This is a genomic window from Kitasatospora sp. NPDC058162 (genome assembly GCF_042884005.1).
Lineage (GTDB): Bacteria > Actinomycetota > Actinomycetes > Streptomycetales > Streptomycetaceae > Kitasatospora.
The window spans coordinates 219,413-231,831 of record NZ_JBHVUS010000003.1 but is presented as its reverse complement, the minus strand read 5'-3'; the positions used below and the strand labels follow the sequence as shown (position 1 = coordinate 231,831).

At 72.7% G+C, this 12,419-nt stretch carries 12 protein-coding genes and 1 tRNA gene; 9 read left to right on the top strand and 4 right to left on the bottom strand.

The genetic code is table 11. The features are described 5' to 3' along the window. Nucleotides 1-77 precede the first annotated feature (77 nt). From ACFVXG_RS07415 to ACFVXG_RS07405, 3 genes are all read left to right on the top strand, one after another. Entirely contained in the window at nt 78-1,454 is a 1,377-nt protein-coding gene (locus tag ACFVXG_RS07415) for a S8 family serine peptidase (RefSeq protein ID WP_387925213.1), read from the top strand. Between the two features lie 158 nt (nt 1,455-1,612). Continuing rightward, entirely contained in the window at nt 1,613-2,800 is a 1,188-nt protein-coding gene (locus tag ACFVXG_RS07410; protein WP_387925211.1) for a S8 family serine peptidase, read from the top strand. Between the two features lie 139 nt (nt 2,801-2,939). Continuing rightward, nucleotides 2,940-4,274: an MFS transporter gene (locus tag ACFVXG_RS07405; protein WP_387925209.1), complete on the top strand. Its 1,335-nt coding sequence runs from the start codon at nt 2,940-2,942 to the stop codon at nt 4,272-4,274. Between the two features lie 16 nt (nt 4,275-4,290). Here ACFVXG_RS07405 and ACFVXG_RS07400 read toward each other — a convergent pair whose 3' ends face one another. Then, nucleotides 4,291-4,887: a flavodoxin family protein gene (locus ACFVXG_RS07400; protein ID WP_387925207.1), complete on the bottom strand. Its 597-nt coding sequence runs from the start codon at nt 4,885-4,887 to the stop codon at nt 4,291-4,293. Nucleotides 4,888-5,036: 149 nt separating this feature from the next. Between ACFVXG_RS07400 and ACFVXG_RS07395 the strand changes: the two genes are divergently transcribed. The 5 genes from ACFVXG_RS07395 (at nt 5,037) to ACFVXG_RS07375 (ending at nt 8,851) form a co-directional block, all read left to right on the top strand. Next, the gene (locus ACFVXG_RS07395) at nt 5,037-5,453 is read left to right on the top strand and encodes a winged helix-turn-helix transcriptional regulator (protein WP_387925205.1); all 417 of its coding nucleotides are present in this window, start codon (nt 5,037-5,039) and stop codon (nt 5,451-5,453) included. Between the two features lie 189 nt (nt 5,454-5,642). Next, a tRNA-Thr gene (locus tag ACFVXG_RS07390) sits at nt 5,643-5,718 on the top strand. 176 nt (nt 5,719-5,894) lie between these two features. Beyond that, entirely contained in the window at nt 5,895-6,563 is a 669-nt protein-coding gene (locus tag ACFVXG_RS07385) for a response regulator transcription factor (RefSeq protein WP_350509078.1), read from the top strand. 160 nt (nt 6,564-6,723) lie between these two features. Continuing rightward, nucleotides 6,724-7,689, top strand: coding sequence for a UDP-glucose 4-epimerase GalE (gene galE / locus ACFVXG_RS07380; protein WP_387925754.1), 966 nt, complete (start codon nt 6,724-6,726; stop codon nt 7,687-7,689). Between the two features lie 274 nt (nt 7,690-7,963). Then, nucleotides 7,964-8,851 carry a LuxR C-terminal-related transcriptional regulator gene (locus tag ACFVXG_RS07375; RefSeq protein ID WP_387925203.1) on the top strand — a complete coding sequence of 296 codons (888 nt, stop codon included), beginning with the start codon at nt 7,964-7,966 and terminating at the stop codon, nt 8,849-8,851. 54 nt (nt 8,852-8,905) lie between these two features. Here the strand turns inward: ACFVXG_RS07375 and ACFVXG_RS07370 are convergent, their stop codons facing one another. Next, nucleotides 8,906-9,403 (bottom strand): MarR family winged helix-turn-helix transcriptional regulator, encoded by a 498-nt coding sequence (locus ACFVXG_RS07370; RefSeq protein ID WP_380411794.1) that lies wholly within the window; start codon nt 9,401-9,403, stop codon nt 8,906-8,908. 111 nt (nt 9,404-9,514) lie between these two features. On the opposite strand from ACFVXG_RS07370, the gene ACFVXG_RS07365 reads away from it, so the two are divergent. Continuing rightward, nucleotides 9,515-10,306: a methyltransferase domain-containing protein gene (locus ACFVXG_RS07365; RefSeq protein WP_387925201.1), complete on the top strand. Its 792-nt coding sequence runs from the start codon at nt 9,515-9,517 to the stop codon at nt 10,304-10,306. A 25-nt stretch (nt 10,307-10,331) separates the two neighbouring features. Here ACFVXG_RS07365 and ACFVXG_RS07360 read toward each other — a convergent pair whose 3' ends face one another. Beyond that, entirely contained in the window at nt 10,332-10,934 is a 603-nt protein-coding gene (locus ACFVXG_RS07360) for a TetR/AcrR family transcriptional regulator (RefSeq protein ID WP_387925752.1), read from the bottom strand. Between the two features lie 227 nt (nt 10,935-11,161). Further along, entirely contained in the window at nt 11,162-12,154 is a 993-nt protein-coding gene (locus ACFVXG_RS07355; protein WP_387925199.1) for an acyl-CoA desaturase, read from the bottom strand. Between the last annotated feature and the right edge of the window lie 265 nt (nt 12,155-12,419).

Genomic DNA, 12,419 nt, shown 5'->3' with positions numbered 1-12,419 from the left:
CTTCGCCCTGCTGGTGGCCGGGCAGCTCTGTCACCGGCGCGGATTTCAGCCGGCGGAACGATCGACGAGGAGTTGTGATGGGGCATGTGCAAGGGCGTCGACGAGTTTTCGCGGCGGCGCTCCTAGCTGCCGGAGCTGTGATTGGCCCGGTTGCTGCACCTGCGGTCGCCGATGAATCGATCCGTGCCGCGCAATGGCATCTGGATGGCATGCATGCCCCGGAGATGTGGCAGGTTTCGAAGGGAACGGGAATCACCGTTGCGGTGATCGACGGGGGATTCAAGCTGGATCACCCGGACCTGGTGGGTCAGTTCCTGCCCGGCAAGGACTTCAGCGGCGGCTCGGGCGGCGTGGGTTCCTACGGCGATGGGCACGGCACGATGATGGCCAGCCTCATTGCCGGAACAGGGAAGAGCCGTGGGGGGAATGGAGCTTACGGCCTTGCGCCCGGTGTGAGGCTCCTTCCGTTGAAGATCAACAACGGGTCTGTGGGAACGTCCGAAACGAGCGACTTCCTCGACCAGATCGGACAGGCTGTCAACTATGCCGTCGATCAGGGCGCCAAGGTGATCAGCATCTCGCAAGGCGCGGCTGCGGTGACAGCCTCCCAGGATGACGTGGTCAAGCTGAACAGGATCCTTGCGGCTGCGAGGGCGAAGGGCGCTCTGGTGTTCGCGGCTGTGGGGAATGAGGCGCAGTCGGGGAATCCGGTCGACTATCCCGGCGGCCTCCCCAACGTCGTCGGAGTCGGGGCGGTGGATCGGACCGGGACCGTGACGGACGAGTCGGAACATGGGCCGCAAGTCGCGCTCGTCGCGCCGGGCGTGGACACACTCGCGGCCTGTACGGAGCCGTCTGGATACTGCCAGGGCCACGGCACGTCCGACGCGACCGCTCTGGCGTCCGCTTCGGCGGCGTTGGTGTGGTCGGTGCACAAGGACTGGTCGGCGAACCAGATCCTGCGGGTGCTCATCAACACTGCGGGTAGGGCCAACGGCGGGACCAGCCGTACGGACGGTGCGGGTTGGGGTGCGGTTCGGCCGCGGATCGCGTTGACGGATCCGGGGGATCCCGGGCCTGCGGATGTGTCGCCGCTTCCGGCTGATGCGGTGACGCCTTCGGCTGCGCCGTCGCCGTCGCCGTCGCCGTCGGCGTCGGCGAGTGCGTCTGTCCCGCCGTCTTCGTCGCCGAGTTCGGCTGGAGCTGCGGCCGCTGCGCCGACGGTGCAGCCGAAGGCGGAGGCGTCGTCCGGGTCGGGCAGTTCGCTGCCGATCGTGGGCGGGGTGGTGGCCGGGCTGTTGGTGGTGGCCGGGGTGGTGTTCGCCGTGGTGCGGCGGCGGAAAGCGGCCCTGCCGCCGGTGGTTCCGCAGGCGCCGATGGGCACGCCGACTCTGCCGCCTCCGCCGTCGCATCAGCCGCCGGTTCCGCCGGGGGACAACCCGTACGCGAGGTAGTTCAGGCTGGTATGTGGGGGGATCGGGTGGGGAGTCGCTGGATGTGGGCTCGGCGGCTTGGGGCTGTCGGGATCGCGGGCCTGTGCGTGGTGGGGAGTGCAGCTGGGCCGGCCGTCGCAGACGATACGGTGCGCGCGCGGCAGTGGCACCTGGATGCCATGAAGGCTCCCGACATGTGGAGGATTTCCACCGGGCAGGGGATCACCGTTGCGGTGATCGACGGGGGATTCAAGCTGGATCACCCGGACCTGGTGGGTCAGTTCCTGCCCGGCAAGGACTTCAGCGGCAGCTCTGGTGGTGTGGGCTCCTATGCTGACGGGCATGGTACGGAGATGGCGAGCCTGATCGCCGGCACCGGTAGGAGTGTGGGAGGAACAGGCGCCTATGGCCTGGCTCCAGGGGCAAAGATCCTTCCGCTCAAGATTAATAACGGTTCGGTTGGAGGGGCATCTCCGACCGATTTTCTTGACCAGATCGGCCAGGCGGTGACTTATGCGGTGGACCAGGGCGCAAAAGTCATCAATATCTCGCAAGGAATGGATGAGGTCAGGTTTTCTCCGGACGACGTGGCGAAACTGAGCCGGATTCTCGCGCAGGCGAGGGCCCGGGGGGCGTTGGTCGTGGCAAGTGTGGGGAATGAGGCGCAGTCGGGGAACCCGGTCTCCTACCCCGGGGGCCTGCCGAATGTGGTCGGCGTCGGGGCAGTTGATCACGATGCGATGGTGACCTCCGAATCGGAGCAGGGGCCGCAGGTTATTCTCACGGCGCCCGGTATGGATATTGTTGCCGCTTGCGCTGCCGATACCGGATACTGCAAGAGTCACGGCACATCCGACTCGGCAGCCCTGGTATCTGCTTCCGCTGCTTTGGTCTGGTCGGTTCACAAGGACTGGACTGCGAATCAGATTCTTCGGGTTCTTATCAATACGGCGGGGAAGGCTCAGGACGGGTCTGTCCGTAACGATCTCGGGGGCTACGGTTCCGTGCGGCCCCGGGTTGCTCTGACGAATCCGGGCGATCCCGGCCCGGCGGATGTGTCTCCGGTGCCGGTGACGGATCCTGCGCCCTCGGCGAGCCCGTCTGCGTCTGCTGCTTCCTCGGCCCCGTCGTCGGCGCCGAGCCCCGTCGGAAGTCCATCCGATGTGGCGGTGGGTGCGCCGACGGTGCAGCCGAAGGGTGAGGCGTCGTCCGGGTCGGGTGGTTCGCTGCCGCTCGTGGGTGGGGTGGTGGCCGGGCTGTTGGTGGTGGCCGGGGTGGTGTTCGCGGTGTTGAGGCGGCGGAAGGCGGCCGTGCCGCCGGCGTACCAGCCGCCGGTGCCGCCGGGGGACAACCCGTACGCGCGGTAGGCGGGTTGGGGGCGGATGGGCCCGGGTGTCGCGGGGGCGGCGCCCGGGCTTTTTGGTGGGCGTGGGGGGTTGGGGTGTGCGCCGGAGTCACTCGGGTGGGGGCTGGTGGGGGGGCCTGGGTGGCGGTGAGGGTGGCGGTATGGATGCGGAGGGTGCTTGGCGGGCAGGGCAGTTGCGGCGGGCCGCGGCTGCGGCGTTGATCGGGACGGCGATCGAGTTCTACGACTTCTTCCTGTACGGGACGGCGGCGGCCCTGGTGTTCGGGCCGGTGTTCTTTCCCGGGCTGGGTGGGGTGGGGTCGCTGTTGGCGGCCTTCTCGGTGTACGCGGTGGCGTTCCTGGCCCGGCCGTTGGGGGCGGTGGTGTTCGGGCACTTCGGGGACCGGGTGGGGCGGAAGGCGACGTTGGTGGTGTCGCTGCTGCTGATGGGCTTGGCGACGGCGGCGGTGGGGTTGTTGCCGGGGTTCGCGGTGTGGGGGTGGTGGTCGCCGGCGCTGCTGGTGGTGTTGCGGGTGTGCCAGGGCGTCGGGTTGGGCGGGGAGTGGGGCGGGGCGGCGCTGTTGATCGCGGAGAACGCGCCGCCCGGGCGGCGCGGGCGGTACGGCGGGTTCCTGCAGTTGGGGCCGTCGGGCGGGTTCGTGTTGGCGAACGGGGCGTTCCTGGCGCTGCAACTGGGGCTGGACGAGGGGTCGTTCCGGGCGTGGGGGTGGCGGGTGCCGTTCGTGGCCTCGCTGGCGCTGGTGGCGGTGGGGCTGTTCGTGCGGCTGCGCCTGGCGGAGACGCCGTTGTTCCGGGCGGACGAGCGGCGGGAGCGTCCGCCGGTGGTGGAGCTGCTGCGGGAGCACTGGCGGCCGGTGTTGGCGGGTGGCGGGGCGATCACGGTCGGGTACGCGTTGTTCTACCTGACCACCACCTACGCGTTGGCGTACGCGACGTCCGGTCTGGGGGTGGCGAGCACGCTGGTGTTGGCGATGCTGCTGGTCGGCTCGGTGGGTGGTGCCGCGACGGTGTGGCTGAGCGCCTCGCACAGTGACCGGTGGGGGCGGCGGCGGACGATGCGGTGGGCGACGGGCCTGGTGGCGGGGTGGTCGCTGGTGCTGTTCCCGCTGTTGGAGACGGTGCGCCGGCCGTTGATGTTCCTGGCGTTGGCGGGGGCGCTGGTGGTGCTGGGGTGCCTGATGGGCCCGGTGGCGGCGTTCCTGCCGGAGCTGTTCCCGACCCGGGTGCGCTACACGGGCGCCGCGTTGACGTACAACCTGGGCGGTGTGCTCGGCGGGGGGATGACGCCGCTGGTGGCGACGCGGCTGACGGAGGAGTACGGGACGGCGCAGCCGGTCGGCTGGTACCTGGCGGTGTTGGGGCTGCTGGCCCTGGGGTGTCTGTGGCTGTTGCCGGACACCACGGGCGCCGAGTTGGCGGCGGTGGACGGCGGACGCCGCCGGGTGCCCGTCCTGGGGACGGACCCGGCGGCGTAGCCGTGCGGGGGTGGGGTCAGCCGGCCAGGGCGGCGCGGCCGGCCAGCACGATGGCGGTGTGCTGGGCGACGCGCTCGCCCAGGTGCTCGGCGGTCGCGATGTCGGCCTTGTGGACGCCCTCGGCGCCGGCGTCGGACGGCGAGGAGGCGGCGGCGCCGTTGAAGAAGCCGAGGCGGTTGAGGTCGTCCTCGGAGGCGGTGGTGGCGTTCCAGCCGGGCTTGAGGCCGAGGTTGACCCAGGTCATGGCGTGCTGGGCGGCGAGGGTCTGGAAGAAGCCGAGGGTGCCGGCCTTGTCGCCGCTCTTGGAGGCGGAGTTGGTGAAGCCGGCCGCGACCTTGTCCTTCCAGGCGTAGGTGAACCAGCGCTTGCTGGTGGCCTCGGCGAAGACGTGGAAGGCGCCGGAGGCGGTGCCCATGTAGGTGGGGGAGCCGAAGACGATCGCGTCGGCGGCGTCCAGCTGGGCCCACTGCTCGTCGGTGATGGTGTCGACGGCGATCGTGATGACCTCGGCACCAGCGGCGGCGGCGCCGCGGGCGACGGCCTCGGCGATCACGGCGGTGTGGCCGTAGCCGGAGTGGTAGGCGAGGGCGACGGTCGGGCGGACGGCGGTCATGCGGGCACTCCTGTGGGCGGAAGGCGTGAGGGCGAGGGGCAAAGGTGACGGATCGGGGCGGACCCGGTCCGTCGAACAGTCTCTAATATAGACCAGGTCTCTGCTGGAGACCAGGTGCGGATCGGAGACCACGGGTCTACCCTGGGCGTATGACGACGGAGGAAACGGTCCAAACCGGGGCCGAACAGTGCGGGAGGCTGGAGCTCGACGTCTTCGCCCAGCTCTGCCCCAGCCGCGAGCTGTTCGCGGAGCTCGCCGACAAGTGGTCGATGCTGATCCTGATGAGCCTGTCCGCCTGCGGGCCGCAGCGCTTCTCCGAACTCCAGCGCGGGGTCGGCGGGGTCAGCCGCAAGATGCTCACCCAGTCGCTGCGCAACCTGGAGCGCAGCGGCCTGGTGCTGCGCACGGTCTTCCCGGAGACGCCGCCGCGGGTGGTCTACGACCTGCGGCCGCTCGGTCGGGAGCTGGCCGAGCTGGTCGCCCCGCTCGGGCACTGGACGGAGCGGCGCGCCCGGCAGATGCTCGCGGCCCGCGAGGAGTTCGACGCGGCGCACGCCGAGGGCTGAGCGCCGCGCACGCCGAGGGCTGAGCGCCGCGCACACCGAGGGCTGACCGCCGTGCACGTCGGGGCTGACCGCGGCCCACGCCGAGGGCCGGCCGCAGCGCGCGCCCGGTGCGGAGCCGATTTCCCTTCCGGGCCGACGGCCGTGTAATGTCTTCCTTGTTCGACCGGCCAGGCGGAAACGCAAGGCCAAGCCCCTATAGCTCAGTCGGTAGAGCGTCTCCATGGTAAGGAGAAGGTCTGCGGTTCGATTCCGCATGGGGGCTCCACTGAAAGACCCTCGCCTCGCGGCGGGGGTCTTTCGCGTTCTGCGCAACGGATGCGGTGCGGGCCCGCGACACGCGGTGACCTAGCGGGTCGGGCACGGAATGCGCTGTGATGGTGCGTCATCGGCCGCCCGCCCGAGGGGTGCGGGCGCGAGCCGGACCCCGACCGGGAGGGCGTCATGGGTGTTCGACTCGTGGTGGTCGACGACCACCGGCTGCTGGCCGAGGCGCTGGCCACCGCGCTGCAACTGCGCGGCCACCGGGTGCTCGCGGTCGGCTCGCCGGCCGGTGTCGCGGCCGATCTGGTGGCTGGGCGGCGGCCCGAGGTGTGTCTGCTGGGGGTGACCGCGCCGGGCGAGCCGGGGGCCTTCGACGGGCTGCGCCGGATCCGCCGGGAGCGCCCCGAGGTGGCCGTGATCGTGCTCGGGCCGGTCGGTGAACTCCGGGGCGTGGCTTGTGCGTTCGCGGCCGGGGCGGCGGGCTACGTGCCCAGCGACGAGCGGATCGAGGTGGTCGAGCGGGCGATCGGGCGGGCCCGGGCGGGTGAGGCCGCGGTGGCGGTGGACGTCCTGCGCGGGGCCTTCGACCAGTTGCTGCGCCCGGTGGCGGAGCCGGACGACGAGGCGGTCCGGCTGCTGCGGCTGCTGACCCGCCGTGAGGTGCAGGTGCTGGCCCGGATCGCGGACGGCGAGGACACCGCGGCGATCGCCGCCGGGATGCGGATCGCCGCGAGCACCGCCCGTACCCACGTGCAGCGGGTGTTGATGAAGCTCGGCGCGCGGACCCGGCTGGAGGCGGCCGCGGTGGCCGCGCGCACCGGTCTGCTGGAGCGGATGGCCGGCGGCTGAGGAAGGGCGTGGAGCCCGGCTGAGGAGTGGGTGAGAAAGCGCGGGAGCGAGCGCCCCGGTGGTCGGGAGCACCCCGACGGGCAGGGACAATTGAGCGCAGTCGTACGCATTCCGTCGATGGCGCCGCCGACCGGGCGGACCATCGCCCGCTGGAGGTCTCATCATGAGTAAGTACCTGGTCACGGGTGGCGCCGGCTACGTCGGCAGCGTGGTGGCCGCTCACCTGCTGGAGGCGGGTCACCAGGTGACCGTCCTGGACGACCTCTCCACCGGCTTCCGCGAGGGCGTCCCGGCCGGAGCCGAGTTCGTCGAGGGCCGGATCCAGGAGGCCGGCCGGGTGCTGGACGGCTCCTTCGACGGCGTGCTGCACTTCGCCGCCTCCTCGCAGGTCGGCGAGTCGGTCGTGGACCCGGAGAAGTACTGGCGCAACAACGTGGCCGGCTCGCTGGAGCTGATCACCGCGATGCGCGCGGCGGGCGTGCGCAAGCTGGTGTTCTCCTCCACCGCGGCCGTGTACGGCGAGCCGGAGGTCGTGCCGATCGCCGAGACCGCCCGGACCTCGCCGACCAACACCTACGGCGCCAGCAAGCTCGCCATGGACCACATGATCACCAGCGAGGCCGTCGCCCACGGCCTGGCCGCCGTCTCGCTGCGCTACTTCAACGTGGCGGGCGCGTACGGCGTCTACGGCGAGCGGCACGACCCCGAGTCGCACCTGATCCCGCTGGTCTTCCAGGCCGCGCTCGGTCAGCGTCCGCACATCTCGGTGTTCGGCGACGACTACCCGACCCCGGACGGCACCTGCATCCGCGACTACATCCACGTCGCGGACCTGGCCGACGCGCACCTGCTGGCGCTGGACGCCGCCAAGCCGGGCGAGCACCTGATCTGCAACCTGGGCAACGGCAGCGGCTTCTCGGTGCACGAGGTGATCGAGTCGGTCAAGCGCGTCACCGGCCGGGAGATCCCGGTGCAGGTCGCCGGTCGCCGCGCGGGCGACCCGGCCGTGCTGGTGGCCTCCGCCGAGCGCGCCCACCGGGAGCTGGGCTGGACGCCGCGCCGCCCGGAGCTGGACGACATCGTCGCCGACGCCTGGAAGTTCGCCCTGGAGAAGAGCGGCCGGTAGGCACGCGGTCGAAGGACGGCCCCGGGGCGTGGCGACGCGTCCCGGGGCCGTCCGGCCGGGCGGGTCCGGCCCCTCACGTACCTCCTGACGAAACTTCACCGAACCGCCACGGGGGCGTTTCCCGGCCCGTACGCTGAGTGCGGTACCGGTGGGGGCCGGCGTCCTTTCGGCTTCACCGGCCACCGGTGGGCGGGCGGAACGGCGGGTCCGGAACGCGGACGCCGGACCGGTCCCCGCTCCCGGGCTCGGGCGCTCTGAGCAGGGGGTAGTGACGATGGGGCGGATCCGGGTCCTGGTGGTCGACGACCACCGGATCTTCGCCGAGGCACTGGCCGCGGCCCTCGCCGCCGAGCCCGACGTGGAGGTGGGCGCGGCGGGCAGCGCGGCCGCCGCCGAGCGGGCGCTGGAGCGCGCGGCGACCGAGGGGCGGGGCTACGACGTGGCGCTGATCGACGCCGACCTGGGGGCCGAGGCGGCCGCCCCGGCGGCCCGGGCCCGGCCCGGGCCGGAAGCGGTCGAGGAGGCCCGGCGCCGCCCGGCCCCGGCGGTGCCGCCGCCGCGCCGGACGGGCATCGTGCCGACGGTCCCGACGGTCCCGGCCCGCACCGCCGACCAGCCGCGCGCCGAGCAGCTGCGGCCCGCGGCCCCGCCGCCGGACGGCATCGCCCTGCTGGGCCGGCTCCGCCGGGCCCATCCGGGGCTGCGCGCGGTGGTGCTGGCCACCGCGGACGACCCGCACCGGGCCGCCCGGGCGCTGCACGCGGGCGCCACCGGCTGGGTGGCGAAGGAGAGTTCGCTGGCCCGGCTGCTCGCGGTGGTCCGGGGCGTGCTGCGGGACGAGACCCATCTGCCGCCGGCGCTGCTCACCGGGGTGATCCGCGAGCTCACCACCGCCCGGCGGGACCGCACCGAGAGCGAGCGGCTGGTCGACACCCTGACCCCGCGGGAGAAGCAGATCCTGCGCTGCATGGTGGCGGGCCTGGGCCGGCAGGCGGTGGCGGAGCGGCTGTACCTGTCGCCGCACACCGTCCGCACCCACATGCAGAACGTGCTGGGGAAGTTGGGGGTGCACTCCACGCTGGCCGCCGTGGCGGTGGCCCGGCGGGCCGGGGTCAGTCCGGCGGAGCCGGCCGTGCCGCCGTCGATCGCCTCCGCGCCGTAGCGACGCCGTCGGGGACGTCCTGCCAGCGCAGCCAGCGCAGCCCGTTCGGCCCGTTCAGCCCGGGATGTTGTCGAAGGGGGCGACCAGCAGCCGCAGCAGGGCGGCGAGTTCGCCCTGCTGGCCGGAGCTGAGCTGGGCCAGCAGTTCGCGTTCGTGGGCGAGCAGGCCGGCCAGGGCCTGGTCGGCGCGGTCGCGGCCGTCGTCGGTGAGCCGGACGAGCACACCGCGGCGGTCGTCGGGGTCGGGCAGGCGCTTGACCAGGCCCTTGCCGGTGAGGCGGTCGATCCGGTTGGTCATGGTGCCGGAGGTGACCAGGGTCTGGGTGAGCAGCTGGCCGGGGGAGAGCTGGTACGGGGAGCCGGCCCGCCGCAGGGCGGTCAGGACGTCGAACTCCCAGGGCTCCAGGCCGTGCTCGGCGAAGGCGGTGCGGCGGGCGCGGTCGAGGTGGCGGGCGAGCCGGCTGACCCGGCTGAGCACCTCCAGCGGCTCCACGTCGAGGTCGGGGCGCTCCCGGCGCCACGCTGCGACCAGCCTGTCGACCTCGTCCTCCATGACGATCAGTGTATCGGTGGATGTGTCGATGTGAAGTCTCTTGACATCGAGAAATGTGCCAGCGAGGCTTTTCGGAGATATCTTGATGTCGAGATACCTGCGAGGTGAACCATGACCAGCCCCGTCTGGGACCCGGCGCAGTACCTGCGCTTCGCCGACGAACGCACCCGCCCGCTGCGCGACCTGCTCGCCCGGGTCCCCGCCCTGCCGAACGAGCCCGCCCCGACGGTCCTCGACATCGGCTGCGGCCCCGGCAACTCCACCGCCGTGCTGCGCGAACGCTGGCCCGAGGCCCGGCTCACCGGCGTCGACAACTCCGCCCCGATGCTGGAGGCCGCCCGCACCGCGGGCGAGCCCGGCGCCGACTACCTGCTCGCCGACGCCCGCGACTACGACCCGGCCCCGGCCGCGCCCGACCTGATCGCCTCGAACGCGACCCTCCAGTGGGTGGACGGACACCTGGCGGTGCTGGCGCGCTGGGCGGACGCCCTGCGGCCCGGCGGGGTCGTCGCCGTCCAGGTGCCCGGCAACTTCGAGGCCCCCAGCCACACCCTGCTCGCCGACCTGCGCCGCAGCGCCCGCTGGCGCGAGGCCCTCGGCACCGACGCCGTCCGGGGCGGCGTCCACCCGCCCGGGCGGTACCTGGACGCCCTCGCCGCGGCCGGCTGCGCCGCTGATGTCTGGGAGACCACCTACAGCACCCTGCTGCCCGGGCCGGACCCGGTGCTGGAGTGGGTCAAGGGCACCGCGCTGCGGCCCGTCCTCGGCCGGCTCACCGACCCGGCCGACCGGGCCGCCTTCCTCGCCGAGTACGGGCTGCTGCTGCGCGAGGCCTACCCGGCCGGGCCGCACGGGACGGTCTTCCCGTTCCGGCGGATCTTCGCCGTCGGGGTCAAGCGCTAGCCCGGACCGAGCGGCACCCGGGCGGTCAGGCCGAGCGCTCGCCGACCAGCCGCGGGTGCCGCTCCAGGCCCTCCAGTCCGTGCCAGGCCAGGTTCACCAGGTGCGCCGCCACCGTGGCCTTGTCCGGCTTGCGGACCTCCAGCCACCACTGGCCGGTCAGCGCGACCATCCCGACCAGCATCTGCGAGTACATCGGGGCCAGCCGGGCGTCGAAGCCCCGGGACTTGAACTCCAGGCCCAGGATGTCCTCGACCTGGGTGGCGATGTCGCTGATCAGCGAGGCGAAGGTGCCGGTCGACTGGGCCACCGGGGAGTCCCGGACCAGGATCCGGAAGCCGTCCGTCGAAGTGTCGATGTAGTCCATCAGCGCGAACGCCGCCTGCTCCAGCAGCTCGCGGGAGTGCCCGCCGGTCAGCGCCCCGGTCACCATGTCCAGCAGCAGCTGCATCTCGCGGTCCACCACCACCGCGTACAGCCCCTCCTTGCCCCCGAAGTGCTCGTACACCACCGGCTTCGACACCCCGGCGCGCTCGGCGATCTCCTCCACCGAGGTGCCGTCGTAGCCGCGTTCCGCGAAGACCGTCCGGCCGATCTCCAGCAGCTGCTCCCGGCGCTGCTTGCCGGTCATCCGGACCCGGCCGCCCCGGCGGCGCGGGGCCGGGGCGGCCGCGGACCGGCCGGCGGCGGTGTCGGGCGCCCGTTCGGCGCCGCCGTCGGAGGCCGCGCCCGGCGTCGCAGCGGCCCGCGGACGGGCGGGCGCCGGTCCGGGCGCCGCGTCCGTCCGCGTGCTGTGGTGACCGCCTGTGCTGTCTGCGCTGCTCCCGTTCACCCCTACATCATGCTGGAAGCGCCGCCTCATGCGGCGCGGCGGGCGGCGATCCGCTCCGCGTCCGGCCAGCGGACGTCCCGGACCCAGCCGGCCAGCTCGAACCAGCGGATCAGCCGGGCCGAGGAGTCGATCTGCCCGCGCAGCACGCCGTGCCGGGCCGAGGTCGGGTCGGCGTGGTGCAGGTTGTGCCAGGACTCGCCGCAGGAGAGCACCGCGAGCCACCAGACGTTGCCGGAGCGGTCCCGGGAGCGGAAGGGGCGCCGGCCGACGGCGTGGCAGATCGAGTTGATCGACCAGGTGACGTGGTGCAGCAGGGCGACCCGGACCAGCGAGCCCCAGAAGAAGGCGGACAGCGCGCCCTCCCAGGAGAGGCTCACCAGGCCGCCGACCAGCGCGGGCAGCAGCAGCGAGATGGTGGTCCAGAGCCAGAACAGCCGGGAGATCCGCCGCAGGGCCGGGTCGCGGACCAGGTCCGGGGCGTACTTGAGCTGCGGGGTCTGCTCCTCGTCGAACATCCAGCCCATGTGGGCCCACCACAGGCCCTTGATCAGCGCCGGGACGCTCTCCCCGTAGCGCCACGGCGAGTGCGGGTCGCCGTCCTTGTCGCTGAACCGGTGGTGCTTGCGGTGGTCGGCCACCCAGCGCACCAGCGGGCCCTCGACCGCGAGGCTGCCGACGACGGCGAGGGCCAGTCGCATCGGGCGGGGGGCCTTGAAGGCGCCGTGGGTGAAGTAGCGGTGGTAGCCGACGGTGATGCCGTGACAGGTGAGGAAGTACATGGCGACGGTGACCGCCACGTCCGTCCACCCCAGCCCCCGCCCCCAGGCCACCGGGACGGCGGCGACCAGGGCGGCGAACGGTACGAGGATGAAGAGCCCGAGCGCGATCCGCTCGGCGGCGCCCTGCTTCTCCCCGCCGCGGGTGGCGGACAGCCGGGTCGCCGCGTCGGCGGAGGGATCGGAGGAGGGATCGGGGAGCGCGGCGGCCCCCGCGCTCGCCTCGCCGGCCTGGATGGTCATGGGCGTCCCTTCGCGGCGTCCCGGAGCGGGACAGAGCGGACCTACGTTGGCGTAACCTACGGCATCGTAGGTTGCGCTCCGTGTCCAGGGGAACACACCGCCGCGCGGCGCTTGAGTGAATTCACCCGACTGGATGGATGAACCCCGAGCCCCTCCCGTGCCGGGATCGGACGGGCCAGGAGGGTCGGCATTGGTGGTAGATGTGAGGCGCGCTACCCCGTAGTCTTGGCCCAGCGCGCCGTCGGGTCTCCGGCGGCGGAGCTCC

Coding starts and splice junctions, on each gene's coding strand:
- ACFVXG_RS07410 (WP_387925211.1), top strand. CDS start 1,613: ATGAAGGCTCCCGACATGTGGAGGATTTCCACCGGGCAGGGGATCACC.
- ACFVXG_RS07405 (WP_387925209.1), top strand. CDS start 2,940: ATGGATGCGGAGGGTGCTTGGCGGGCAGGGCAGTTGCGGCGGGCCGCG.
- ACFVXG_RS07360 (WP_387925752.1), bottom strand. CDS start 10,934: ATGACCGGCAAGCAGCGCCGGGAGCAGCTGCTGGAGATCGGCCGGACG.
- ACFVXG_RS07400 (WP_387925207.1), bottom strand. CDS start 4,887: ATGACCGCCGTCCGCCCGACCGTCGCCCTCGCCTACCACTCCGGCTAC.
- ACFVXG_RS07355 (WP_387925199.1), bottom strand. CDS start 12,154: ATGACCATCCAGGCCGGCGAGGCGAGCGCGGGGGCCGCCGCGCTCCCC.
- ACFVXG_RS07365 (WP_387925201.1), top strand. CDS start 9,515: ATGACCAGCCCCGTCTGGGACCCGGCGCAGTACCTGCGCTTCGCCGAC.
- ACFVXG_RS07370 (WP_380411794.1), bottom strand. CDS start 9,403: ATGGAGGACGAGGTCGACAGGCTGGTCGCAGCGTGGCGCCGGGAGCGC.
- ACFVXG_RS07395 (WP_387925205.1), top strand. CDS start 5,037: ATGACGACGGAGGAAACGGTCCAAACCGGGGCCGAACAGTGCGGGAGG.
- ACFVXG_RS07375 (WP_387925203.1), top strand. CDS start 7,964: ATGGGGCGGATCCGGGTCCTGGTGGTCGACGACCACCGGATCTTCGCC.
- ACFVXG_RS07415 (WP_387925213.1), top strand. CDS start 78: ATGGGGCATGTGCAAGGGCGTCGACGAGTTTTCGCGGCGGCGCTCCTA.
- ACFVXG_RS07385 (WP_350509078.1), top strand. CDS start 5,895: ATGGGTGTTCGACTCGTGGTGGTCGACGACCACCGGCTGCTGGCCGAG.